Below are 22,333 nucleotides of genomic sequence, written 5' to 3'. Positions count from 1 at the left end.
ACACTGATTCTTCCCTGCCTGGCCATCAGCGGCCGCAGGCTCTGATATCGCTGATATTGCTGATGCCGACAAGCATACTCAAGGAGCGTCGTATGGTCATTTTTGCCGTGTTTGCTGTTGGCATCGCCTGCCTGACAGTGTACCAACTTTATACGAATGCGCACGCTGATAGTCGCGTTGCGCAACAACAGATAGGCTTGCATGGGATATTGATTGAACCACGGAAATAAACTGTGGCAAGCGATGGGCAGTGACGTGAGTGCTTTAAGGAAAATGTAAGGCCCGGTAAGCAAATGTAAAGGTCGGCGCGGTGACAAGTTGTAGCGTTTATAGTGATCACCGTTGATTGCATTCTCCCCTCCCACTTGACAATGGGTTCACCCCGCGGTGCCGCTAGCCCGCGGGGATTTTTTTGGGCAATCGCTTATGCGGGTTTGGGCGTGCCAGCCGACAATTGCGTCAAGGCATCGCCAGCCACGCGGCAGATGCGCCAGTCCGGCATCACGTCCGCGCCCATGCCCTTGTAGAAGTTGATCGCGTTTTCATTCCAGTCCAGCACCGACCATTCGAAGCGGCCGCAATCGCGTTCGACGGCCAGTTGCGCCAGCGCCACCAGCATCTGTTTGCCATAGCCCTTGCCGCGCACCGACTGCTTCACGTACAGGTCTTCCAGGTACAGCCCTTTGCGGCAGAGGAAGGTGGAAAAGTTGTGGAAGAACAGGGCGAACGTCACCACTTCGCCATTTTCCACGCCGACCAGTGCTTCGCAGGCGGGATGGCGGCCAAACAGGCTGTCGTGCAGCATGGATTCCTTGGCGATCATCAGGTGTTCAAGTTTTTCAAACACGGCCAGTTCATGGATCATGCCGAAGATGGCGGCCACGTCGCTTGCCAGGGCGGGACGGATGGCGAGGGTGGCGTTGGAAGTGTTCATGTTGCCTTTACTGATGAAGTGGTGGAAATGGCGGAAACGCCAGCCGTCTTGCGCGCGCCTGACGTCAGGGCCCAAGCCACGCTCGATAGGCACAGCAGCATGCCCACCCATTCGATGGCGGCGGGCCGGTAGTGTTCGAATTGCACCGACAGCAGCACCGAGATGACGGGCGTGACTACGCCGATATAGACGGTCTTTTGCGTGCCGATGCGCGCGATTAAAGTGAAATAGGCACTGAAGGCGATCACCGAGCCGAAGATGGCCAGATACAGCAAGCCTATCCAGTAACTGGGGCGTGTGGGTACTTGCCAGGACTGGCCCGTGGCGAGGGCCCAGACGGCCACCATGAGCGTGCCCCACAGCATGCTCCAGGCCATGCTCAGCATCACGTTGCTGGAATGCTCGCGCACCTTCATGACCAGGGCATTGCCGAGCGTGCTCGAAACGGTGGCCACCAGGGCTAGCATGAAACCGAGCAGGAAATGTGCATTGCGGCCATTGCCGCCGCCGACAATATCGTGCAGCGCCGCGCCGATGGATTGGTAAAACAGCAGCACGATGCCGCAGATGGCGACAAACGCCGCGCAGCAAGTGCTCCAGGTGAGGCGTGTGCCGAAGGCGATGCGGTTGAGTAATGGTGTCCAGAACACCATCAACGCAAATAGTACGCTGACGAGGGCAGAGACGAGGTATTGCTCCGAGCTATAGGTGCAGACATAGCTGAGGGCAAACGAGGCCAGGCCTTGCAGCAGCATCCATTTTTGTGCGCGCCAGGGAAGGCGCAAGGTGTCGCCGCGCAATGCGCACCAGGCAAACAGGGTGGCGCAGGCGAGGCCGAAGCGGTAGACCACGGAAACGGCGGGGGCGACATCGCCCAGCTGCAAGGTGATGGCCCAGAAGGTGGAGCCCCAGATTAAGCAGGCAATGATGAACAGGAGAGGAGAGGACATCGCCCGAGTATAAGGGCATTGCGCGTCCCGGTCGAGCTTGGCAAATGGATGGGCCATATGCGCGGCCAGATACCCTCAGGCATTGAGCCAGCGCAGTGCTGCTGGAAAATATTAAATTTATAAAAATATTTACATTATTATCAATTAAATATGTTCTGAATTGCATCTTGAAAGGAGGGGCGCCATGCCAACGTCACTGCATGTCAAAGTCTGGAGCTTGCTTGTCTACGTTATCGTGGCAACCTCGGTTGCCGTCTGGCTGCACCCCTCGGTTTTGTTGCTGGCGACCTGCGCCTTCGCCTGATGCCTGCGCGCCGGCCGTGCTATCAGTGCGTGACGCGGGTCTTGCGGCCGTCCGACAGCAGGCGCACGCGCTCGCCCGGACGGAACAGTTCGTCCGCCTCTTGCACGATGGCGCGCATGTCGCCATTGTCCAGGCGCACGGTGATTTCCAGACCGCGCTTGTTGGAAGCGTTCGCTTCAATGCTTTGGCCGGCGATGCCGCCGGCGACCGCGCCGAGGATGCTGGCCGCAATGGCGCCCTTGCCACCACCGACTGCCGAGCCGGCCACGCCGCCTAGTGCCGCGCCAGCAAGTACGCCCGTGCCTGTTTCGCCTTTGGCGATGGTCACTTCACGCACGGATTCAACCGTGCCCATGCGAACCGACTGTTCATTTTGCGCCTGGCGCGCAGGGTAGACGTTTGCCGAGTTCGGTTGTACGGCGCAGCCGGCCAGGGTGGCGAGCAATGCCACTGCAATAATTGGTGCTTTCATGTGGGACTCCCTTGGACAAAAGTTAGTTGCCGATTGCGTCGACCAGCAGTAAAGGTGCTGACTTATCATAAGGAAACTTAGCGCAGATAGCTCGTTACGAAGAGTAAAAATCTGTTACCGGCCCAGCATGAGCACATGCGCGCTTGCAGCTCAATACGCCAGCCGCAGGCGCCGGTACAAAAATCCCAGCACGAACAGCGGCCCCACCAGCAAGAAGCGTACATCGTCCAGGAACGACGGTTTCTTGCCTTCGATCTGGTGACCGATGAATTGGCCGATCCAGGCCAGCACGAATAGCGCCACCGACACGGGCACGATGGTCAGTGCCGGCATCAGCAGCAGCAGGCCCAGCATGACGGCCAGCATCGCCAGCATGCCCGCCGCGAACGGGCGCGACAACTTGAAATAATAGGATAAGGCCAGAACACTGGCGAGCAGCGCCACGCTGGGGTGCACGCTCCACAGCAGCCCCAGCAGGCTGAAAACGATCAAGGGCACGCACACGATATGTACCCATTCATTGACGTCGTTGCGGTGGCTTTCGCCATACTGGGCCAGCAGGGTGTCGATGGTGCGCATGGGTGGTCTCTTGTGTGGGCTAGCTTGTCAAGCAATTCTACACCGTCGCGTGGCCGGGTAAAATGGTGCTTCGTTTCCCCTTCCGGAGCTCTCGTTTGAATAGCCCAGCCTTCTTGCCAGACGTTGCCGTCGACACGCGCAAGCGCTGCTTCGCTCCCGTCGTCGACGCCGGCACGCGCCTGCTGATACTGGGCAGCCTGCCAGGCGAAAAATCGCTGGCGCACAGTCAGTACTATGCGCACCCGCAAAACAAATTCTGGATGTTGCTGGGCGAGGTGCTGGGCGTGGCATTGAGCAGCCTGCCTTACGCAGCGCGTTTGAGCACCTTGCTGGCGCACGGCGTAGGCTTATGGGATGTGGTGGCGCAGGCGCAGCGCACGGGCAGCCTGGATAGCAATATCCGCGCCCGCGACGACAACGACCTGGTGGCCCTGGCCGCCAGCTTGCCGCAGTTGCACACGATCGCCTTTAACGGTGGCACGGCCGCGAAGCTGGGCCTCAAGGTGCTGGGCCAGCACGCGCAGCGTTACCGCATCGTCAGCTTGCCATCGAGCAGCCCTGCCTATACGCTCGGCTATGGCGCCAAGTTGGCGCAATGGAGAACATTACAGCCGTTTTAATCCAGAATATAGATCGCGCCAGCGCCTCAGGCCGGTGCGTACGGTTGCGCTTCCAGCGGCTGTCCCTTGGCATCGAATTTCAAGGCCACTGACAATTGCGTCACACCGATGGTGGCCAGTGCATCGCAGATATCGTCGACTTCGTCCTGCAGGTCGGCGGCCAGATCCAGCGGCTTGTCGGCGCTGTGCAGCAGCGCACCGCCCGCCGTGCTGACGTTGACGCGCAACAGCATTTCGCCGTGTTCATCGGCCGGACCGACGACGACCGAGACATCTGCGGCATCGACGCTGTTTTCCGCCAGCGCGTGGTTGATGCCCGACATCATTTGCAGCATCGCATATTCGCTCATGCCTTGTTCCTTGCCACCGTGGAACAGATCCTGGTATAAAAAACTGACTTCCAGGGCACTGCTGGCGGGCGCCAGGCAGCGCTTGACCAGCTCGCCCACTTCCGTCGTCCACTGCTGGTAGCGGGCCATGCGCGCGTCGAACCAGGCGTCGAGCGCCGCTTCATCCTTCGGTTCCGCATAGAAAGGATCGTCCACGCGCTTGAGGGCAAAGCCCAGTAGAAAGCGCAGTTCGACGGCTGTGTCTTGCGGGCCGAAGGCTGTCTCGCTCCAGCCCACGATGCTGTTTTCCAGGCCCGGCGTGGCGATGATCTTCTTGTCTGTCATCGACGAGTACGCATCGCGCACCATCTCATGCAAGTGGCTGTAAGTGATGCGGTCGATTTCATCGAGGTCGTAGGCATGGCTCATCAAGACCACCTTGGCCTTGGCGCTTTCCAACTGCGCCTGCTGGAAACTTTTCACCAGCGCTTCGAACGCGTCCTGGTCCTGGAAGCTATCGGCTTCCTGCAGGCCGCCCGTGCTTTGCACCAGCAGGGGCACGACGAAGGCGTTGATTTCCATGGCCGGGGCATTGTCGCGGCGGATCACGGAAATCGAGGCCGCTTCTTCGATATGGCTGCGCAGGTACTGGTAGGCACCCACGTCTTCGTATTTGGCGCGCTCGATAGCGTCATACAGGATTTCATCCTTCTTTTGATTCAAGGCCTTGCGGATCAGGCGGCCGAATTCGACGGCTTGCTCGGCCAGTACCGTGCCTTGCGATTCGCTGTCTTCCTGCTCCGCCAGGTTCAGGGCCATCGTGCACAGCATGCGCGTGACGGACTCATCCTTGTCTTCAGGCGTGTTGGCGGATTTACGGGGGACAGGGCGCTTATTTTTGGGCATGGCGATCAACAGGTTAAGAAAGACGGGTCAGGCGAACGGGCGCCAAGGCTCAGGCCAGGCGCCGGGACAGATCATACAGGTGGATATGGCCGCCCGATACCTTAATGGTCGGTATCGAACATCTCGTGCAATTCGTCGAGCAGGTCGGCGGCTTCTTCCTGCGACAGGCCGAGATGCTGGCAGGCAAGTTCACCGCCCTTGTCCCATTCCAGCGAGGTACTGTTGCCATGGTAGCGTTGAATACCTTTTTCGGCCAGCAGCGACAGGGCGACGAGCGAGCGGATGGCTTCGTCCGTGGACGTGTCCGTTAATACCGAGTAGTCGTGATGGTGCAAAATCGCCCAGGAGACATCGGAGGACAGGCCCCAGTTGCGTGCCAGCAAGCAGCCGATGGCGGCGTGGTTGGTCTGGTGGCGCGCGTCTTCCAGGCTGGTAAAGCAATTGTGCGCATCGTTGGCCGCCGCCGCGTACGTGTTGACGTAGTCGGGGAAGCGGTTCATCAGCAGGGGCACGCCGATATCGCAGAACAGGCCGAAGGTATGGGCGATGTCGGGCGGGGCGATGCGCAGCTTGCGCGAGGTAAATACCACGGCGCGCGCGCGCTTGGCCGACACATCCCAGAAGTTGTTCAGTTCCACGCCTTCCGCTTCCAGCGCCTGACGCGCCAGCAAGCCCGTCATCATGGCGCTGCACTGGTTGACGCCGAGAAAGTTGATGCCTTGCTCGACAGATTTGGCCTTGCGTGCCGCGCCATAGAAGGGCGAGTTGGCCAGTTTCAGCAGGGCGCCGGACATGCCGACATCGTTGGCGATGATGCGCGCGATGCGGCGTGGCGACGGGTCGTCTTCGGCCAGTTCGCGCTGCAAGTCGACCAGCAGGCTGGGGCGCGGCGGGATACGGATGGAACGCATCAAGGCGTCAACCGGATCTTCCTGCACTGCCTGCTTTTGCGCTGCCGCTTTCATCATCACGCTTTCATCATTATTTTCGTGCCCGGTGCTTATTCTGTCGTGCGCTGGCGCTGTCTGCTTCATGAGCGTTTGGCGCAATGCCCGACGATTATCGCTGTTTATGCGTGGCAATAGTTCAACTCGACAATATATTCTGTAAAAAATCGCCGTTTTGACCTTGTTCATCGGATATTTTCGTCATTTTACGACGATGTTCATCGCCGCCGCCATGGCAAGAAGATTAATTTTTATTTATTTTTAAGGTGCGGCGAAGGGGGCGGAGGGAAGCGCGGCAGGACAATTCTGGCATGAAAAACGCCTTGCCGGTATCAATTTTTCGGACGATTCCATTAGCGTGGCGCGTCCACTGAGCGGTCTGACCGTAATGCTCGACGGCGTGGGTGGGCGTAGCATGGAAACGCCAGCGTATGAGGGGCGCCATCGCGCCGCCGGCAAGTCTTGGTGCCATGCGCGAAGGGCGCGGCGTCTAGCGTCTAGCATGTGCAGCAACTGTTTTCGGGGCCGGACACAGGCATCGCCAGGGCGCCGTGGCGCCGCATGCCGGACGCTGCGCCCCACCTGCCGCATCCTCGCCAGCCGATGCGCGCGCCGGTCTTGGTCGCTTAATTGCGCATCTGGCCACGCCGGCGCGGCGGCGTATCCTTGCTTGCGCGCAGGTCGGGCAGGCTGCGCAGCGCGCTGTGCTGCGCGCGCCTGTCCTTGCCTTCTTCCTTGACGCGACTGGCCGGATGCTGGAAGAGCGCGTCGTTGCTGTCGCCGAGCGGCGTAGCGGGTTGCTCGTCCAGGGTGAATACGGCTACGGCTGCCGACAATTTGACGGCCTGGTTCTGCAAACTGGCCGCCGCCGCTGCCGCCTGCTCCACCAGGGCTGCATTTTGCTGGGTGACGTCATCCATTTGCGTGACAGCCTGGTTCACTTCCGTGATGCCCGACGCTTGCTCGGCGCTGGCCTGTTTCACGCGCTCGATGATCTCGTTGACTTGCTGCACCGAGGCGACGATAGCGCCCATGCTGGCTCCGGCTTGCTGCACTGCAACACTGCCGCCATCGATGGTAGTGACCGAGGTGGCGATCAGGGTCTTGATTTCCCTGGCGGCCTGCGCCGAGCGTTGTGCCAGGGTGCGCACTTCGGACGCGACCACGGCAAAGCCGCGCCCTTGCTCGCCCGCGCGCGCCGCTTCCACCGCCGCATTTAGCGCCAGGATATTGGTCTGTAAGGAAATGCCATCGATCACGCCGATAATATCCACGATCTGGCGCGAATTGGCCCGTATCGTCGCCATCGTCGCCACCGCCTGCTGCATCGAAGCGCCCCCTTGCGTCGCCAGGGTCGACGCTTGCCCCGCCAAGTCGCAGGCCAGCTGGGCGTTGTCGGCGTTGTCATTGACGGCCTGCGTCAGTGCTTCCATGGCACTCGACGTTTCTTCCAGCGAGCTCGCTTGCATTTCCGTGCGCGCCGACAGATCCTGATTGCCAGTGGCAATTTCGCGCGACGCCGTATCGATCGATTGCACGGCGCCCATGATGGTGCGCAAGGTCTGGTTCAGGTGGGCGATGGTTTGGTCCAGCACGCGCGACGTGGCGGCGATCTCGTCCTTGCCGTGTTTGGGGGCGCCAGCCATCAGCTTGCCTGCCGCCAGGTCTTGCACGGCCTCAGTAATGCCGCAGATTTCCAGCAGCATGGCGCGGCGCACCAGCATGGTCACCACGATGGAAAGTACGATGGAGAGCAGGACGGCCAGCAGCAGGCTCCAGCCCAGGCGGCGAAACTCGGCGCTGGCCGTCGCATGGGCCTCGCTGCTGAGCTTCGTCTCGAGGGCCGACAGTTGTGCCAGTTGGGTATTGAATTGGCCGAATTGCGTTTCCGCCTTGAGCATGGAATTGGTGGCGATCGACTGGTCCATTTGCGCCATTTCCATGGTTTCCAGCACCGCCTTGCGGTAGCCGGCCAGGGCCGTGATGGCGGCATCGACCAAGCTGCGCTCGGCGCCCGTGGCCGTGGCGCGCAGCGTGGCCAGTTGGCTGCCGATGGCCGCATGGCGCGCCTTGATCTGTTGCTCCAGTGCATCGATGCGGGCCTTGGCGAAGCTGCCATTGGTCCACGACAGCAACTGGTACATATTGCCGTGTACGTGCTTGGCGTCGCCTGCCACGTCGCAGGCCGCCTTCAGATGCGTGATGCGCACGCGCACCATGTTTTCCAGCGAGGTATTTTGCCGCACCATGCCATACCAGGCGCCGGTCGAGCTGAGTATCAGCAGCAGCAAGACCAGCGCTGGCGCCAGCAATAATTTTGGTCCGATGCGTAATGTATTGAGCATGCTTGACTCCTGGCTATGGCTGTTCCAAGCGCTGGTGGCGCACGCTGTTGGTGTGCGCCATCGCGGCCTTATTTTTTGTAGATGCCCGCTTCCAGCACCACATCGTTGACGCGCAGGATATACGTGGTCTTGGGTTCGATCTTGCCGCTGGTGGGGTTTTTGTACTGGTAGTCGACCCAGCCCTTGCCCTGTTTTTGCGCCAGTTCAATGATTTCACGGCGATATTTTTTGCCGCTCGCGTCAGGCACGTCCGTCAAGTCCTTGCCCACAATGGAGGGATTGATGGGGTGAGCCAGCACAATGCCCGTCTTGAGGTCGCGCATGTCCACGTATAGCGAGCCCTGCACGAAGTCGGGATCTTTCGCCGTGATTTTCTTCATCATCTCTTCCTTGCCATGCGCCTTCATGAAGGCGGCGCCCCGCTCGGTCATGGCGATGGCGTCTTTTTCCGTTGCTTCGACTGCGGCACTGACGCTGCCGCCAGCAAAGGCTAGGCACAGCAGGCTACGCGTAATTAAGTATTGCATGACAGCTCCTTGTGAGAATCGAGGGATGATTTGCCAAGTCGTAATTTACGTCGTCGAAGGTTGCCTCAAATTGCGCAAGAACAAACTAAGGTGTTGCTTGTAGGCAGCGAACAAGGTATCGGAATGCCTGTTGATGTGAAGCAATTTGGTTCTCTGCGGCAAGAATTATGCTGACTTCTGCCGCCATGCCAAGCTGGCATGGCAGTGGGAGAAAAGGTTGGAATTGAGCGATGTAGGTTCAATTTCATGCAAGTTATCGCTATTTATTCGCAAGGAGCTCATCGTGTCCGCACTTATTACCGAGCCGTTTTCACCCAAGTTCAAGCCGTATACGCGGCACACCATTCATCAGGCGCGGCAGTGGGAATGGTTGCCGGAAGAGCAGCGCGAGGCTGTGCAAGTGGTCTCGCACGTCTTGCCGTTTCGCACCAATGTCTATGTGCTCGACCAGTTGATCGACTGGAATAATATCCCTGACGATCCCATCTATCGCCTCGTTTTCCCCCACCGCGACATGCTGGCGCCCGAGCAGTACGCGCACTTGCGCGACCTCGTGCTGGTGCAGCGCGACAAGGCCGCCATCGACGCCTATGTGCGCACTATCCGCCTGGGCATGAATCCCCATCCGGCCGGGCAGATGACGCATAACGTGCCTCGGATCAACGCTGAGCCGGTGCGCGGCCTGCAGCATAAATATGCGCAAACGGTGCTGTTTTTCCCCAGCGCCGGGCAGACGTGCCACGCGTATTGCACCTTCTGCTTCCGCTGGCCCCAGTTCGTCGGCATGGACGACATGAAGTTCGACGCGCGCGAGTCGCATGAGCTGGTTACCTACCTGAAACTGCATCCGGAAGTGACGGATGTGCTGATCACGGGGGGAGACCCGATGATCATGAATACGCGGCAACTTGCCGCCTACCTGGAGCCGCTGCTGGCGCCGGGCCTGGAACACCTGCAGAACATCCGCATCGGCACCAAGGCGGTGGCCTATTGGCCGCAGCGCTTTGTCTCCGAGCATGACGCGGACGATTTGCTGCGCCTGTTCGAGCGCATCGTCAAGGCCGGCAAGAACCTGGCCGTGATGGGCCATTACAGTCATGCCGTGGAGTTGCGCCAGGACATCGCGCAGCACGCCGTCAAGCGCATCGTGTCGACCGGCGCCACCTTGCGCATGCAGGGGCCGCTGATCCGCCACATCAATGAAGACCCGGCTAGCTGGGCCGAGTTGTGGCAGACCGGTACGCGCCTGGGAGCGATTCCGTATTACATGTTTGTCGAACGCGATACGGGCCCTCGCGGCTATTTCGAGTTGCCGCTGGCGAAGGCGCACGAGATTTTCCAGGCCGCCTACCAGAAGGTGTCCGGCTTGTCGCGCACGGTGCGCGGGCCCTCCATGAGCGCCTTTTCCGGCAAGATCGTCATCGATGGCATCGTTACCATCAATGGCGAAAAACTGTTTGCGCTGCAATTTCTACAGGCGCGCAACCCGGACTGGGTGCGCCGGCCGTTTTACGCAAAGTTCGACGCGCAAGCGACGTGGATAGACGATTTACAGCCCGCGTTTGGCCACGAGAAGTTTTTCTTTGAAACCGATGAGCCTATGCCGCAGTTGCCGCAGAAAATCATCCGCCTGGCACAGGCCGCTTGAGCATGCACGGCGCCGACGCCTCCTCCCGTTCCAGCGTGGCCGTGTTTTACCTGGTGTTTCTGCCGTTTGCGCTCGGTCACTACCTGTCGTGTCTGCTGCGCGGCGTGAATGCCGTGCTGACGACGCAATTGCTGGCTTCCATCGCCCTGACGCCGGCCCAACTGGGCTTGCTGACCAGCGTCTTTTTTCTCGCCTTTGCGCTGCTGCAACTGCCGATCGGCATGGCGCTCGACCGTTACGCCCCCCGCACGCTGCAACTGTGGCTGCTGGCGCTGGCGGCCATCGGTGCGTGGCTGTTCAGCCGGGGTCACAGCTTTGCCGAGTTGATGTGGGCGCGGGCACTCATGGGGGCAGGCTTGGGCGGTTGTTTCATGGCCGCCGTGAAAGCGATCTCGTGCACCATCGCACCCGCGCGCCTGCCATCCGTGCACGGCTACCTGATCGCCGTGGGTGGACTCGGCGCGGCCACGGCCACCATGCCCGTCAAGCTGGCCCTGCACTATACGGACTGGCGTGGCGTGTTCCTGGGACTGGCGCTGGCGGCGCTGGCCATCGGCCTGCTGATCCGCCTGCTGTCGCCGGCCCTGCCCGTGCCCGTTGTCGCCCACACGGTGAGCCAGGCCAGTGTCTGGCGCGTGTATCGCGACAGGGCCTTTCTGCGCACCATCGCGCTGATCCTGCTGCCGCATACGGTGTTCTTTGGCGTGCAGGGTTTGTGGCTTGGGCGCTGGCTGTCCGACGTCGGTGGCTTGTCCGATGACAGCGTGGCGTATTTGTTGTACCTGGGCATGGCAGCCGTCATCTTTGGCGCCATCGGCATGGGCATGCTGACGCAGTGGGCCGGGCGGCGGGCGATCGAACCCATGCAAGTGGCGGGCGTCGGCCTGCTCCTGTTCATTGCCGTGCAAGTGGCGATGGCATGCAATGTGCTGCCCAGCCTGCCTTTGCTGTCGGTGTTGTTTACCTTGCTGGGCACGGTGACGGGCCTCGACTATGCGATCCTCGCGCAAAGCATGCCGCCCAGCTTGACTGGCAGGGCGTCGACCTGCTTGAATCTGCTCATTTTTACGGGCGCCTTCCTGGTGCAGGCAGGCTTTGGCTTGATCCTCGGATGCTGGCCGCTAAATAGTCTGCAGCAGTATCCGCCGCAAGCGTACCAGGTCGCGTTTGGCGTGCTGGTGGCCTTGCAACTGCCGGGACTTGCGATGTTTTTCATCTACCGCTACAGGCGTGCCGGGCCATCCGGTAAAATGGCAGCTTGCACAGCGGCAATGATCAACTCCAAGGAAGACTATGAAACTCGTTCGTTATGGACGTCCAGGCAAGGAAAAACCGGGCCTGATCGATGAAGAAGGCAAATTGCGCGGCCTGTCCGGCGTGATCGCGGATATTGAAGGAGCGCAACTGTCCGACAAGGCCCTGCGCAAGCTGGCCAAGCTCGACGAAAAGACGCTGCCCCTGGTGCGCGGCAATCCCCGCTTCGGCGTGCCGCTGGCGAAAGTCGGCAAGTTCATCGGCATCGGCCTCAATTACGCGGATCACGCGGCCGAGTCCGGCATGCCGATTCCTGCCGAACCGATTGTGTTCATGAAGGCAATTTCCTGCCTGAATGGCCCGGACGACAATATCGTGCTGCCGAAAGGCTCGAAAAAGACCGACTGGGAAGTGGAACTGGGCGTGGTCATCGGCACGCGCGCACAGTACGTGAGCGAAGAAGATGCGCTGAAATACGTGGCCGGCTACTGCGTCGTCAACGATATTTCCGAGCGCTCATTCCAGCTGGAGCGGGGCGGCCAATGGGATAAAGGCAAGGGCTGCGACACCTTCGGCCCCGTCGGCCCGTGGCTGGTGACGCGCGATGAAGTCATCGACGAGCAAGACCTGGACCTGTACCTGGAAGTGAACGGCAAGCGCATGCAGACGGGTAATACGCGAACCATGATTTTCACGGTGGCGCAGATCGTCAGCTACCTGTCGCAATTCATGACTCTGGAACCGGGCGATGTCATCGCCACGGGCACGCCGCCGGGCGTGGGCCAGAGCCGCAAGCCGCAGCGTTTCCTGAAAAAGGGTGACAGCCTGCGTCTGGGTATCGCCGGCCTCGGCGAACAGCAGCAGGACGTGCTCGCCTGGACGGCTTGATGGCGCGGTCAAGTATCGACCGTCTGCCAGCGCTGCCCTTGGCGCAGCTCGACCCGCAGCAGCGCGCTGCCGCGCAAGCCATCATCGATGGCCCGCGCGGTGCCCTGTACGGTCCCTTCGTGCCGCTGATCCGCAGCCCCGAGCTGATGGAAACAGCGCAGCGCATGGGCGAGTACCTGCGCTACCGCAGCGCCATCGGCACGCGCCTGTCGGAACTGGCAATTGTGCTGACGGCGCGCCAGTGGGATCAGCAAGTCGAATGGGCCATCCACGCACCGCTGGCCGTGCAAAACGGCATCGCGCAAGCGGCCGTGGACGCCATTGCCGCGCGCCGCGCGCCGCCGGCCCTGAAAGAAGACGAGCAAGCCGTGCATGACTTTTGCATCGAGCTGCAGCAAAACAAGCGCGTCAGCGATGCCACCTATGCACGCGCGCTGGCCCTGTTTGGCGAACATGGCGTGGTTGACTTGATGGGCATCAATGGCTATTACACTTTCCTGGCCATGGTGATGAATGGGGCGCAGACGGCGGTGCCGGCATTGGGCGTGCCGCCCTTGCCCATTTAATTAGAGCAGTTCTTCGGGTAAAGATGGATAAAGTGTAATGCAGTTGAAATTATTCTATATATAATAATTTTCTCTTCCATTGCCAAAAAGTTCAATGAAAACTCGTTCTTGCTTCACCCTGATGTGCCGCGCCTTGCTGGTGTTGGTCCTTTGCCCCTTGATGACGCTGGACGCGCTTGCCGCCGAGACCAGCACCAGCGCATCCATCCTGGAAAATTCCGTCGTCAAGGTGTTTTCCACCCTGCGCGGCCCCGATCCGTACAAGCCCTGGAGCAAGGCCGCACCGCAAGAGGTGACGGGCTCAGGCGTCGTCATCGAAGGGCGCCGCATCCTCACCAATGCGCACGTGGTCGGCTATGCCAGCCAGGTGCAGATCCAGGCCAATGGCGCGGGCGACAAGATACCGGCCACCGTGCTGGCCATCTCGCGCGGTATGGACCTGGCCTTGCTGAAAATCGACGATGACAGTTTTTTCGCCAGCCACAAAGCGGTGCCGCGCGCCAATGTCTTGCCGGACGTGCGTGATGCCGTGCTGGCGTATGGCTATCCGACGGGTGGCACCTCGCTGTCGATCACCAAGGGCATCGTCTCGCGCATCGAATTTGTGCGCTATAACTTCCCCGTCTCCGGTTTGCGCATCCAGATCGATGCGGCCATCAATCCGGGCAATAGCGGCGGCCCCGTGATTGCCGGCGACAAGATGATCGGCCTGGCCTTTGCCGGCATGCTCAATGCGCAAAACATCGGCTATATCATTCCCAACGAGGAAATCGAACTCTTCCTGCGCGACCAGGAAAGTGGCGCGCCCAAGGGCAAGCCGGCCCTGCGTGACGTGACGCAAACGCTGGAAAATCCCGCCCTGCGCACATATCTGAAGCTGGCCAAGGGTGTCGAGGGCGCCGTCGTGATGACGCCGGCCAGCAAGGATGCGGCCTATCCGCTCAAGGAGTGGGACGTCATCACGCATATCGGTGAATTTCCTATCGACAACCAGGGCATGGTCAAGCTGAATGCCAACAGCCGCGTACGCTTTCAGTACCGGGTGCAGCAACTGGCGAAGGACGAGCAGTTGCCGCTGACGGTGGTACGCCAGGGCGTGTCCCTGAAAATCAAGGTGCCCGTCTCGGCTGCGCACCCGATGCTGATTAGCAGCCTGCAGGGCAATTACCCATCCTATTTCATTTTCGGGCCGATGGTGTTTTCGCGCGCCAGCACGGAATTCATGGCCGCGCCGAATGGCAACCCGGCGATGTTGGGCGGCATGGCGTTTGCTGGCAATCCCCTTGCCACGCGGCGCGGCGATGCGCCCGACGGCGAGCGCGAAGAACTGGTGGTGATCGCCGCACCGTTCTTTCCGCACAAGCTGATGAATGGCTACAGCACGCGTTTCTTTTCGGTTGTCGACTCCGTCAATGGCGTGCGCGTGCGCAGCCTGGCACACCTGGTGGCCCTGCTGCGCGACCAGACGGATGAATTGTTGACGTTCCGCTTCCAGCAGCGTGATGCGGAAATGCTTGTCGTGCCCCGCAAGGAAATGCTGGCAGCGACGGAATCGGTGCTGACGGATAACGGCATCCGCTCGGAAGCATCGCCCGATATGTTGACGATATGAAATGAAAAAACGCCGGCGAGCAACTAGGCTCCCGGCGTTCCGAACAACAACAGGCGCAGCGCACACTGCGCCTGTTATTGTTTAAGCCAATACTTTTTTCAGCCAGGCGCCGATGGCGTCGATTTCTTCCTGGCACAGCGAGTGTTGCATCATGTACTCGTGCCATTCCACTTTGTATCCCATGCCGGTGAGCATGTCGCGCGACTGCTGGGCGCGGGCCATCGGCACCACGGGGTCGGCCGTGCCGTGCGCCATGAAGACCGGTGTTTCCAGGCTTGCTGGCGTGCGTTCAAACGCGGTCTTGTCGGCCAGCGGCAGATAGCCGGATAAACACATCAGGCCAGCGAGTGGCTCGGCATGGCGCAAGCCCGTTTGCAAGGTCATGGCGCAGCCTTGCGAAAAGCCGGCCAGGATGATGCGGCTGGCGGGAATGCCGCGCGCCTTTTCGCGCGCAATCAGCGCTTCGATCTGTGCCTGCGAGGCGCGCAAGCCGCCTTCATCTTCGCGGCGCACGAGGTCGCTCACGAGGATGTCGTACCAGGCGCGCATCACATAGCCGTTGTTGATGGTGACAGGCATGGTGCCGGCGCTGGGGAAGATGAAGCGGATGGCGGGGCAGCCGCGCAAATCGAGTTCCTTGACCAGCGGCACGAAGTCATTGCCGTCGGCGCCCAGGCCATGCATCCAGATGATGGAAACGGTGGGGTTGGCGGCGCTGTCGAGTTCTATGGTTTCCAACAAGGTGCTCATGTATTTTCCTCAGGTAAAGGTTGCGCCGGACGCAGCGCCGATTTGGGGCGGAAGGCCTTGCAGATGGCCGGGTCGGTTTCCATGTAAGGCCCTTTGATCAGGTCGATGCAATACGGCACGGCGGCAAAGATGCCGTCCACCAATTGATTTCCGTCCACGTCTTTCAGACCTTCCAATGTTTCCTTGATGGCTTTCGGCTGGCCTGGCAAGTTCAGGATCAGGGCGGCGCGCTCGGGCGTTTCGCGGATCACGGCTACCTGGCGCGACAAAATCGCCGTCGGCACGAATTGCAGGCTGATCTGGCGCATCTGTTCGCCGAAACCGGGCATTTCCTTGGTCCCGACGCTGAGCGTGGCGTCCGGCGTCACATCGCGCCGTGCCGGGCCCGTGCCGCCCGTCGTCAGGATCAGGTGGCAATGGCTCAGGTCGACCAGGTCGATCAGGGTGTTTTCTATCTGCGAGCGCTCGTCCGGGATCAGCCGTTTTTCCAGGCGAAACGGCGTGCGGATGGCGGCGGTGAGCCAGCTTTCCAGGGCCGGGATGCCCTGGTCTTCATACACGCCGCCGCTGGCGCGGTCCGAGATCGACACGAGGCCGATAATCAATTCGTCTTCTATCGTGGTCATGGGGCACCTGTCTATGTCGTAAAAACCAAAAAAAACCGGGTTGGCTCCCGGTTTTTTCCCAACCCTAAGCAAAGACTGGGGTCGGACCCTGAGGGTCCGACCCCGGCTTTTGCATGTGGGGTTTATTCGTCTTCGTCGCCTTCAACGTCATCTTCGTCGGCATCTTTCTTGCCGCCGTTTTTCTTCTTGGCGATCTCTTTCAAGATCTGGAAGATTTCACGGTAGGCTTTTGGCGGCTTGTTCTCGGCTTGCTCCTTGCGGGCATTGCGGATCAGGGTGCGCAGGTGCTGCACGTCCAGTTCCGGGTTTTCCGACAGCAAGACGGTCAGCGCCTTGTCATCCGTCAACAGCTTGTCGCGGCGGCGTTCCATCGCGTGCATATTGGCCGTGTCGGCTTTCGACAAGCCTTTCCAGCTATCGATGGTACGTTGGATGGCGGCAACTTCTTCCTCATCCAGGGTGCGCATCTTCTTGCCCACGAATTGCAGCTGGCGGCGGCGGCCTTCGTGATCCCGGATTTGCTGGCATTCGAGAATGGCGTCGCGCACGTCTTCCGGCATCGGGACGCGCTTGACGCGGTCACGTGCCTCGTTGACGAGTTCTTCGCCCAGCTTTTGCAGGACGGTCATTTGACGTTTGAGTTCCGACTTCGATGGACGTTCATATTCCTGTTCGAATTCGGTGGATTGGAAGCCGCAAGCTCCCCGGTTTGGATTTGGCATGATAAGGCGGGATTGGCCGCGTAGGCCGCACCTGTAAACTGTAAACGACTGCTATGATAACCTTTTTAGCGGCTTTCCGAAGAAAACAGCGCATGAACGACTCCGTATTTACCCATAGTCAAGAGCAATTGCAGCAACTAGCCCGTGATGTGTTGTCTTTTGCGCGGGAAGCGGGCGGCACCGATGCAGCCGTCGAAGTCAGTGAAGGCGGCGGCTTGTCCGTTTCTGTACGAAAAGGCAAGATCGAGACGATAGAAAAAAACCAGGACAAGGGCATGGGCGTAACCGTGTTTGTCGGCAAGAAGCGCGGCAATGCCAGCACTGCCGATTTCTCGCCTTCCGCCCTGCGCGCCACGGTGGATGCCGCCTATAACATCGCCCGCTTCACGGCCGAGGACGATTGCGCGGGCTTGGCCGATGCCGACATGCTGGAAATGTCTCCACGCGACTTGCAATTGTTCTATCCGTGGATGATTTCCGCCGAGGAAGCTGTCGTGCTGGCAAAGCGCGCCGAGGCGGCCGCGTTTGCCGTCGATCCGCGCATCACGAACAGCGAAGGCGCCGGCGTGTACGTGCAGCAATCGCACTTTGTTGCCGCCAATTCGCGCGGCTTCATGGGCGGCTACCCGTTTTCGCGCCATACCCTGTCCGTGGCGCCAATTGCCGGCAAGGGTGCCAAGATGCAGCGCGATGACTGGTATTCATCCGTGCGCGATGCCGCCAAAATGGCCAGTCCGGAAGCCATCGGCCGCTATGCCGCCGAGCGCGCCCTGTCGCGCCTGAATGCGCGCAAGCTGGGCACGCGCACTTGTCCCGTGCTGTTCGAGGCGCCGCTGGCAGCCGGTTTGCTGGGTACTTATGTGCAAGCGACCTCGGGCGGCGCGCTGTACCGAAAATCCACTTTTCTGATGGATGCCCTGGGCACGCAAGTGCTGCCGTCGCACGTGCAGATCTTTGAAGATCCGCACGTCATCGGCGGTGTCGGTTCGGCCCCGTTCGACGAGGAGGGCGTGAAAACCGTCAGCCGCGACGTCGTCAAGGATGGCGTGGTGCAAGGCTATTTCCTGTCGACCTACACGGCCCGCAAACTGGGCATGCAGACGACGGGCAATGCGGGTGGCTCGCACAATCTGTATTTGACCTCGACCCAGACGCATGCGAGCGACGACTTTAATGCCATGCTGAAAAAGCTGGGCACGGGCTTGCTGGTGACGGAACTGATGGGACAAGGAACCAACTATGTGACGGGCGACTATTCGCGCGGCGCGTCTGGTTTCTGGGTGGAAAATGGCGTGATCCAGTATCCGGTGGAAGAAATCACCATCGCCGGCAACATGAAGGATATGTTGCGCAACATCGTCGCCGTGGGCGCCGACGCCTTGCGCCGTGGCACCAAAGAGACCGGTTCCATCCTCATCGAGAGCATGGTGGTAGCGGGCGGCTGAGCGATGCATGCCTGTTGGTCAAAAGGCGCCGTTGGCGCCTTTTTTCTAGTCTTGCGTGTTCAGCGTGGCATGCATCTCACGCGGGCCGGTTTGGCCCTGCTACTCAGGCGCGCAAGGTGGACAGGATAGCTTGCAGTACGGCCGCGCCCAGGGCAGCGCTGCGGGCGCCGCTCCAGCCCGTTTGTGGGTCAGGATCGTTGGCATTATCCTTGAATGGCAGTTCCAGGGTCAGCGCCAGGCAGCCGAAGGCGTGCGTGATATGCGGCGAACCCATGGTCAGCACTTCCGGCGTGAACGGGCCATCTTCATAGCCGTGCTCATCCTGGAAGTCGGGGCTGGCCACCTTGAAGTCGGCGATGAAGCGGTCTTGCTCGGCCTTTTGTGCAGGCGTGAAATTTTCCAGCGCATCGCTGCCGGCGACGAATACGTATGGCAGACCTTCGTCGCCATGCACGTCGAGGAACAGGTCGCAGCCAATTTCATGCATTTTCTGTTTCACCAGGAATACTTCCGGGCTGCGCTCCATCGTCGGCGTCATCCATTCACGGTTCAGGTTGGCGCCGGCCGCGTTGGTGCGCAGGTTGCCATGCACGGAACCGTCCGGGTTCATGTTCGGCACCACGTAGAAGACGGCGTCTTGCAGGCACTGGCGGGCGAATGGATTGGCCTGGTCCAGCAATGCTTCGAGCATGCCTTCGACAAACCATTCCGCCATTGTTTCGCCCGGATGCTGGCGTGCGATGACCCAGACCTTCTTCTCGGCATCGGCGTCGCCGACCACCAGCAGATTCATGTCGCGCCCTTCCACGGTGCTGCCCAGGTCGATCAAGCGTACCAGCGGCGACGCTTGCGCGCTGTCGATCAGGGCCAGGTGGCGATCCCACGGATACGGTTCGAAGTAGGCGTAATACACGCTCTCTTCTTCCGGCGTGTGTTCGATGGTCATCACGCTGCCATCGAAGCTGGTTGGCACGCGGAACCAGGTTTCGCGGTCATAGCTGGCCACGGCTTGATAGTCTTTCCAGCCGTCCGGATAGGCCGACTTGCCTGCATTCATGAAGCGGATCGTGCACGCTTCGCCTTGCGCGCCTTGCAGGCGGAAATAAAACCACTGCGTGATGTCGGCGTGGGAATCCTTGCGGATGTTCAGCTCGATGGAGTGGGCATCGTCGGCGCGCAGCACCTCGATCGCGCCGGCGTCGAATTGCTGGCTGATTTTAATGGTCATGAGTGTTCCTGATAAAAACGTATGGGTTTTGCATCGTGTGCAATGGCGCGATGATACCTGTTTTGCGAATGTCTTTGTGCTGGCGCAAACGATGGCGAATGTACTTTGCTAACGTGGAAGTTCCAACAACGGGAGATCATCATGGATGACAACGGCAAACACATACGCGAACTGGAAAAGAAAGTCAGCGCCCTCAGCGACGCCCTGGCGCACCTGGGCAAGGGCACCACCTTGCAGGAATTGTTGCGCATCCTGCGTTTCCCCGGCTACACCACACCGGCCGAATTCACCTTCAATGCCGCCATCCTCGATACCATGCTGGTGCAAGCGAATGCGCTGGAAAAGCTGGGGCAGGATTTGTTGGCTGGGGCGAAGCAGGTGGTGGCAAAGCAGTGAACACCTGAGAAAATGCCCATGGCGGCGTTGCGTTGCCTTGGCGTACTAGTCGTACTGCCTGCGGCTACGCGCCTGGCCCTGAACATTTTTCAGGCGTTCACGTCGTCAGTCCCCCAAAACGTTCAAAAAACCACGGTGCAACGTCCGGCGCCTGCTCATCCTCGCGCCGCAAAGTGGCCAGGATATGTTCTTCGGCTGGCGCATGGGTGATGCGGTACAGGTCGCGCGCCAGTGCATATGCTTGCGTGCCTGGCCACGGTTCTGGTAGCAGTTCGACGGGCAGTTGCGGATCGTGCAATTGCACGCGACGGTAGGCGTGCGTCAGCAGTGAGCGGATGACAAAGGCTTGCTCGGTATCGAACACGGGCTCTTCTTGCAGCAGGGCCAGCAGCGGTTGGAAGCGGGCGATGAATTTTTCATAGCCGGCGATGACTTCCGACAAGTCCCAGCATTCTCCCAGCATGTCGCGCAAGGGCCGGGTGCTGACATCGGGCAACTCCGTGGTGTGGCACACATACAGTTTGCCCTGTACTTCATTGCGCACGAGGATATCTTCCAGCGCCTCCGCGTTGCTAGCCGGATGGCCAAAGATGCCAGGGGATATCAAGCCATAGCCAGCCCATAATAATTCCTTGCGCAGCGCGCCCCGTTCAGCGGCGCCGATGCTGCCGGCCGGCCCGATCACCAGGGTCCAGCTGCCATCCCAGTGCACCACCAGCGGCGCATAGATGCGGCGATAGGCGCGCTCGAAGCGGGCCAGCGCCTCCGGGCGTATCGTATAGGCGCTGCGGCGGCCATCGCGCTGCGAGCTGAGCCAGCCCTCCTGCGCCAGGCGGAATACGCTGGTACGCAGCAGGCGATCATTGACGCCAAGCGGTGCCAGCAGTTCGATCAGGCTACCGAGCCAGATGGCGCCGCCGCGCGGCACGATGGCGTCGCCAAAGATGGTCATCACCAGGGACTTCGAGCGCGGTGGGTCGCTTTCCAGGAAATCGGCTATCCATGCCGTGCAGCGGGTGTTCTTCATGTGGTTCCGGTCTGGCCGTGTTGCGGTCGATTCAATAAAGGCAGCAGTTTACTTGGCTGCGCGGGTAGCGCGTCAATAATTTGCCGCAAGCGCTGATGGCGCTACACAGTGTTTTCTCATAAGCAAGATCATACGCACAAAAAATCCCAACAAGATACGAATTTTTAAAATGACTCACATCAAGTGTATGCAAATAGTTTTTTGTATCGTATTATTCATCCAAGGCACCGCGTTGCTGTGCAAAATCAAAGACATGGGAGACATATCATGTACGCACAAATGGTTGAAACTGGCCTCAAGAACGTCCGTTCCATCGACGACATGGGCCAGGAAGAGCGCGCTTTTCAGGCGCGCATCGACGAAGGCATCAAGATCGAGGCCAAGGACTGGATGCCGGACGCTTACCGCAAGACCTTGATCCGCCAGATTTCGCAGCATGCCCATTCGGAAATCGTCGGTCAATTGCCCGAAGGTAACTGGGTCACGCGCGCGCCGACCTTGAAACGCAAGTCCATCCTGCTGGCGAAGATCCAGGACGAAGCCGGTCACGGGCTGTACCTGTACAGCGCCGCGGAAACCCTGGGCGTGTCGCGCGATGATCTGCTCGCCGCCTTGCATTCTGGCAAAGCCAAGTATTCGAGCATCTTTAACTATCCTACGCTGTCGTGGGCCGACATGGGCGCCATCGGCTGGCTGGTCGACGGCTCCGCCATCATCAATCAAATCCCGCTGTGCCGCTGCTCATATGGCCCATATGCGCGCGCCATGATCCGCGTCTGCAAGGAAGAATCATTTCATGCGCGCCAGGGCTACGACATCATGATGTCGTTGTGCAAGGGCACGCCGGAACAGAAAGCCATGGCGCAAGATGCGCTGAACCGCTGGTGGTGGCCATCGTTGATGATGTTCGGCCCCTCCGACGCCGCCTCCGTCAACAGCGCCCAATCGGCGCAATGGCGCATCAAGCTGTTTTCGAATGACGAATTGCGCCAGCGCATGGTCGACCAGACCGTGCCGCAAATCGAGTACCTGGGCCTGACCGTGCCCGATCCCGACCTGAAATTGAATGCCGAAACAGGCCACTATGAGTTCGGTGAAATCGACTGGTCCGAATTTAACAATGTATTGAAGGGCAATGGCCCGTGCAACCGCGAGCGCCTGCAAACGCGGGTCAAGGCGTATGAAGACGGCGCGTGGTTCCGCGATGCCTTGCTCGCCTACGCCGACAAGCAAGCCGCTAACAAAGCGGCAGCCTGAA

22 protein-coding genes are annotated in these 22,333 nt (G+C 60.1%); 9 read left to right on the top strand and 13 right to left on the bottom strand.

Annotation, left to right across the window (positions count from 1 at the left end; all coding sequences use genetic code 11):
* Positions 1-424: 424 nt before the first annotated feature.
* The 4 genes from H4V96_RS18960 to H4V96_RS18945 form a co-directional block, all read right to left on the bottom strand.
* Positions 425-934 carry a GNAT family N-acetyltransferase gene (locus H4V96_RS18960; RefSeq protein ID WP_010401518.1) on the bottom strand — a complete coding sequence of 170 codons (510 nt, stop codon included), beginning with the start codon at positions 932-934 and terminating at the stop codon, positions 425-427.
* Positions 931-1,884, bottom strand: a complete 954-nt coding sequence (locus H4V96_RS18955; RefSeq protein ID WP_196854941.1) for an EamA family transporter — start codon at positions 1,882-1,884, stop codon at positions 931-933. Before H4V96_RS18955 ends, H4V96_RS18960 begins: the two co-directional genes overlap by 4 nt.
* A gap of 326 nt (positions 1,885-2,210) precedes the next feature.
* Positions 2,211-2,660: a glycine zipper 2TM domain-containing protein gene (locus H4V96_RS18950; protein ID WP_196854942.1), complete on the bottom strand. Its 450-nt coding sequence runs from the start codon at positions 2,658-2,660 to the stop codon at positions 2,211-2,213.
* Between the two features lie 150 nt (positions 2,661-2,810).
* Positions 2,811-3,239, bottom strand: coding sequence for an Mpo1-like protein (locus H4V96_RS18945; protein ID WP_196854943.1), 429 nt, complete (start codon positions 3,237-3,239; stop codon positions 2,811-2,813).
* Positions 3,240-3,334: 95 nt separating this feature from the next.
* Between H4V96_RS18945 and H4V96_RS18940 the strand changes: the two genes are divergently transcribed.
* Positions 3,335-3,859: a DNA-deoxyinosine glycosylase gene (locus H4V96_RS18940; RefSeq protein WP_010401510.1), complete on the top strand. Its 525-nt coding sequence runs from the start codon at positions 3,335-3,337 to the stop codon at positions 3,857-3,859.
* A 26-nt stretch (positions 3,860-3,885) separates the two neighbouring features.
* On the opposite strand, the gene H4V96_RS18935 is transcribed toward H4V96_RS18940, so the two are convergent.
* The 4 genes from H4V96_RS18935 to H4V96_RS18920 all read right to left on the bottom strand — a co-directional run bounded on the left by H4V96_RS18935 (position 3,886) and on the right by H4V96_RS18920 (position 8,913).
* Positions 3,886-5,094 (bottom strand): hypothetical protein, encoded by a 1,209-nt coding sequence (locus H4V96_RS18935; RefSeq protein ID WP_280721109.1) that lies wholly within the window; start codon positions 5,092-5,094, stop codon positions 3,886-3,888.
* 101 nt (positions 5,095-5,195) lie between these two features.
* The gene (locus H4V96_RS18930; RefSeq protein ID WP_010401505.1) at positions 5,196-6,062 is read right to left on the bottom strand and encodes an HDOD domain-containing protein; all 867 of its coding nucleotides are present in this window, start codon (positions 6,060-6,062) and stop codon (positions 5,196-5,198) included.
* Positions 6,063-6,667: 605 nt separating this feature from the next.
* A complete protein-coding gene (locus H4V96_RS18925; RefSeq protein WP_196854944.1) occupies positions 6,668-8,386 on the bottom strand; it encodes a methyl-accepting chemotaxis protein in 1,719 nt (572 codons plus the stop codon).
* A 68-nt stretch (positions 8,387-8,454) separates the two neighbouring features.
* Positions 8,455-8,913 (bottom strand): cache domain-containing protein, encoded by a 459-nt coding sequence (locus H4V96_RS18920; protein WP_010401500.1) that lies wholly within the window; start codon positions 8,911-8,913, stop codon positions 8,455-8,457.
* Between the two features lie 283 nt (positions 8,914-9,196).
* Here H4V96_RS18920 and H4V96_RS18915 point away from each other — a divergent pair, with 283 nt between their 5' ends.
* The 5 genes from H4V96_RS18915 (at position 9,197) to H4V96_RS18895 (ending at position 14,881) form a co-directional block, all read left to right on the top strand.
* Positions 9,197-10,561, top strand: a complete 1,365-nt coding sequence (locus H4V96_RS18915) for a lysine 2,3-aminomutase (RefSeq protein WP_280721108.1) — start codon at positions 9,197-9,199, stop codon at positions 10,559-10,561.
* Positions 10,562-10,563: 2 nt separating this feature from the next.
* Positions 10,564-11,910: an MFS transporter gene (locus H4V96_RS18910; protein WP_280721107.1), complete on the top strand. Its 1,347-nt coding sequence runs from the start codon at positions 10,564-10,566 to the stop codon at positions 11,908-11,910.
* Positions 11,855-12,703 carry a fumarylacetoacetate hydrolase family protein gene (locus tag H4V96_RS18905; RefSeq protein WP_280721106.1) on the top strand — a complete coding sequence of 283 codons (849 nt, stop codon included), beginning with the start codon at positions 11,855-11,857 and terminating at the stop codon, positions 12,701-12,703. Before H4V96_RS18910 ends, H4V96_RS18905 begins: the two co-directional genes overlap by 56 nt.
* Positions 12,703-13,269 carry a hypothetical protein gene (locus H4V96_RS18900; protein ID WP_010401492.1) on the top strand — a complete coding sequence of 189 codons (567 nt, stop codon included), beginning with the start codon at positions 12,703-12,705 and terminating at the stop codon, positions 13,267-13,269. The genes H4V96_RS18905 and H4V96_RS18900 overlap by 1 nt, the downstream gene beginning before the upstream one ends.
* 94 nt (positions 13,270-13,363) lie before the next feature.
* Positions 13,364-14,881 carry a S1C family serine protease gene (locus tag H4V96_RS18895; protein WP_280721105.1) on the top strand — a complete coding sequence of 506 codons (1,518 nt, stop codon included), beginning with the start codon at positions 13,364-13,366 and terminating at the stop codon, positions 14,879-14,881.
* Positions 14,882-14,962: 81 nt separating this feature from the next.
* Here H4V96_RS18895 and H4V96_RS18890 read toward each other — a convergent pair whose 3' ends face one another.
* The 3 genes from H4V96_RS18890 to yjgA all read right to left on the bottom strand — a co-directional run bounded on the left by H4V96_RS18890 (position 14,963) and on the right by yjgA (position 16,979).
* Complete coding sequence (locus tag H4V96_RS18890; RefSeq protein ID WP_010401489.1) at positions 14,963-15,631, bottom strand: alpha/beta hydrolase; 669 nt, start codon at positions 15,629-15,631, stop codon at positions 14,963-14,965.
* Positions 15,628-16,257, bottom strand: coding sequence for a molybdopterin adenylyltransferase (mog, locus tag H4V96_RS18885; RefSeq protein WP_010401488.1), 630 nt, complete (start codon positions 16,255-16,257; stop codon positions 15,628-15,630). The genes H4V96_RS18890 and mog overlap by 4 nt, the downstream gene beginning before the upstream one ends.
* A 122-nt stretch (positions 16,258-16,379) precedes the next feature.
* Positions 16,380-16,979, bottom strand: coding sequence for a ribosome biogenesis factor YjgA (yjgA, locus tag H4V96_RS18880; protein ID WP_029496682.1), 600 nt, complete (start codon positions 16,977-16,979; stop codon positions 16,380-16,382).
* A gap of 92 nt (positions 16,980-17,071) precedes the next feature.
* On the opposite strand from yjgA, the gene pmbA reads away from it, so the two are divergent.
* Positions 17,072-18,424 carry a metalloprotease PmbA gene (gene pmbA / locus H4V96_RS18875; protein WP_196854947.1) on the top strand — a complete coding sequence of 451 codons (1,353 nt, stop codon included), beginning with the start codon at positions 17,072-17,074 and terminating at the stop codon, positions 18,422-18,424.
* Between the two features lie 103 nt (positions 18,425-18,527).
* Here pmbA and H4V96_RS18870 read toward each other — a convergent pair whose 3' ends face one another.
* Positions 18,528-19,652: a M14-type cytosolic carboxypeptidase gene (locus tag H4V96_RS18870; RefSeq protein ID WP_010401483.1), complete on the bottom strand. Its 1,125-nt coding sequence runs from the start codon at positions 19,650-19,652 to the stop codon at positions 18,528-18,530.
* Between the two features lie 141 nt (positions 19,653-19,793).
* On the opposite strand from H4V96_RS18870, the gene H4V96_RS18865 reads away from it, so the two are divergent.
* The gene (locus tag H4V96_RS18865; RefSeq protein WP_196854948.1) at positions 19,794-20,048 is read left to right on the top strand and encodes a hypothetical protein; all 255 of its coding nucleotides are present in this window, start codon (positions 19,794-19,796) and stop codon (positions 20,046-20,048) included.
* Positions 20,049-20,145: 97 nt separating this feature from the next.
* Here the strand turns inward: H4V96_RS18865 and paaX are convergent, their stop codons facing one another.
* Entirely contained in the window at positions 20,146-21,075 is a 930-nt protein-coding gene (paaX, locus tag H4V96_RS18860) for a phenylacetic acid degradation operon negative regulatory protein PaaX (RefSeq protein WP_196854949.1), read from the bottom strand.
* Between the two features lie 267 nt (positions 21,076-21,342).
* Here paaX and paaA point away from each other — a divergent pair, with 267 nt between their 5' ends.
* Entirely contained in the window at positions 21,343-22,332 is a 990-nt protein-coding gene (gene paaA / locus H4V96_RS18855) for a 1,2-phenylacetyl-CoA epoxidase subunit PaaA (protein ID WP_010401477.1), read from the top strand.
* Position 22,333 lies beyond the last annotated feature (1 nt).

It is taken from the genome of Janthinobacterium sp. CG_23.4, from assembly GCF_029892305.1.
In the GTDB taxonomy this organism is placed as follows: Bacteria; Pseudomonadota; Gammaproteobacteria; order Burkholderiales; family Burkholderiaceae_D; genus Janthinobacterium; species Janthinobacterium lividum_D.
The sequence above is the reverse complement of the archived record's forward strand: the minus strand, read 5'-3'. Positions and strand labels throughout refer to the sequence as shown.

Coding starts and splice junctions, on each gene's coding strand:
- H4V96_RS18960 (WP_010401518.1), bottom strand. CDS start 934: ATGAACACTTCCAACGCCACCCTCGCCATCCGTCCCGCCCTGGCAAGC.
- H4V96_RS18955 (WP_196854941.1), bottom strand. CDS start 1,884: ATGTCCTCTCCTCTCCTGTTCATCATTGCCTGCTTAATCTGGGGCTCC.
- H4V96_RS18950 (WP_196854942.1), bottom strand. CDS start 2,660: ATGAAAGCACCAATTATTGCAGTGGCATTGCTCGCCACCCTGGCCGGC.
- H4V96_RS18945 (WP_196854943.1), bottom strand. CDS start 3,239: ATGCGCACCATCGACACCCTGCTGGCCCAGTATGGCGAAAGCCACCGC.
- H4V96_RS18935 (WP_280721109.1), bottom strand. CDS start 5,094: ATGCCCAAAAATAAGCGCCCTGTCCCCCGTAAATCCGCCAACACGCCT.
- H4V96_RS18930 (WP_010401505.1), bottom strand. CDS start 6,062: ATGATGAAAGCGGCAGCGCAAAAGCAGGCAGTGCAGGAAGATCCGGTT.
- H4V96_RS18925 (WP_196854944.1), bottom strand. CDS start 8,386: ATGCTCAATACATTACGCATCGGACCAAAATTATTGCTGGCGCCAGCG.
- H4V96_RS18920 (WP_010401500.1), bottom strand. CDS start 8,913: ATGCAATACTTAATTACGCGTAGCCTGCTGTGCCTAGCCTTTGCTGGC.
- H4V96_RS18910 (WP_280721107.1), top strand. CDS start 10,564: ATGCACGGCGCCGACGCCTCCTCCCGTTCCAGCGTGGCCGTGTTTTAC.
- H4V96_RS18905 (WP_280721106.1), top strand. CDS start 11,855: ATGAAACTCGTTCGTTATGGACGTCCAGGCAAGGAAAAACCGGGCCTG.
- H4V96_RS18900 (WP_010401492.1), top strand. CDS start 12,703: ATGGCGCGGTCAAGTATCGACCGTCTGCCAGCGCTGCCCTTGGCGCAG.
- H4V96_RS18895 (WP_280721105.1), top strand. CDS start 13,364: ATGAAAACTCGTTCTTGCTTCACCCTGATGTGCCGCGCCTTGCTGGTG.
- H4V96_RS18890 (WP_010401489.1), bottom strand. CDS start 15,631: ATGAGCACCTTGTTGGAAACCATAGAACTCGACAGCGCCGCCAACCCC.
- mog (WP_010401488.1), bottom strand. CDS start 16,257: ATGACCACGATAGAAGACGAATTGATTATCGGCCTCGTGTCGATCTCG.
- yjgA (WP_029496682.1), bottom strand. CDS start 16,979: ATGCCAAATCCAAACCGGGGAGCTTGCGGCTTCCAATCCACCGAATTC.
- pmbA (WP_196854947.1), top strand. CDS start 17,072: ATGAACGACTCCGTATTTACCCATAGTCAAGAGCAATTGCAGCAACTA.
- H4V96_RS18870 (WP_010401483.1), bottom strand. CDS start 19,652: ATGACCATTAAAATCAGCCAGCAATTCGACGCCGGCGCGATCGAGGTG.
- H4V96_RS18865 (WP_196854948.1), top strand. CDS start 19,794: ATGGATGACAACGGCAAACACATACGCGAACTGGAAAAGAAAGTCAGC.
- paaX (WP_196854949.1), bottom strand. CDS start 21,075: ATGAAGAACACCCGCTGCACGGCATGGATAGCCGATTTCCTGGAAAGC.
- paaA (WP_010401477.1), top strand. CDS start 21,343: ATGTACGCACAAATGGTTGAAACTGGCCTCAAGAACGTCCGTTCCATC.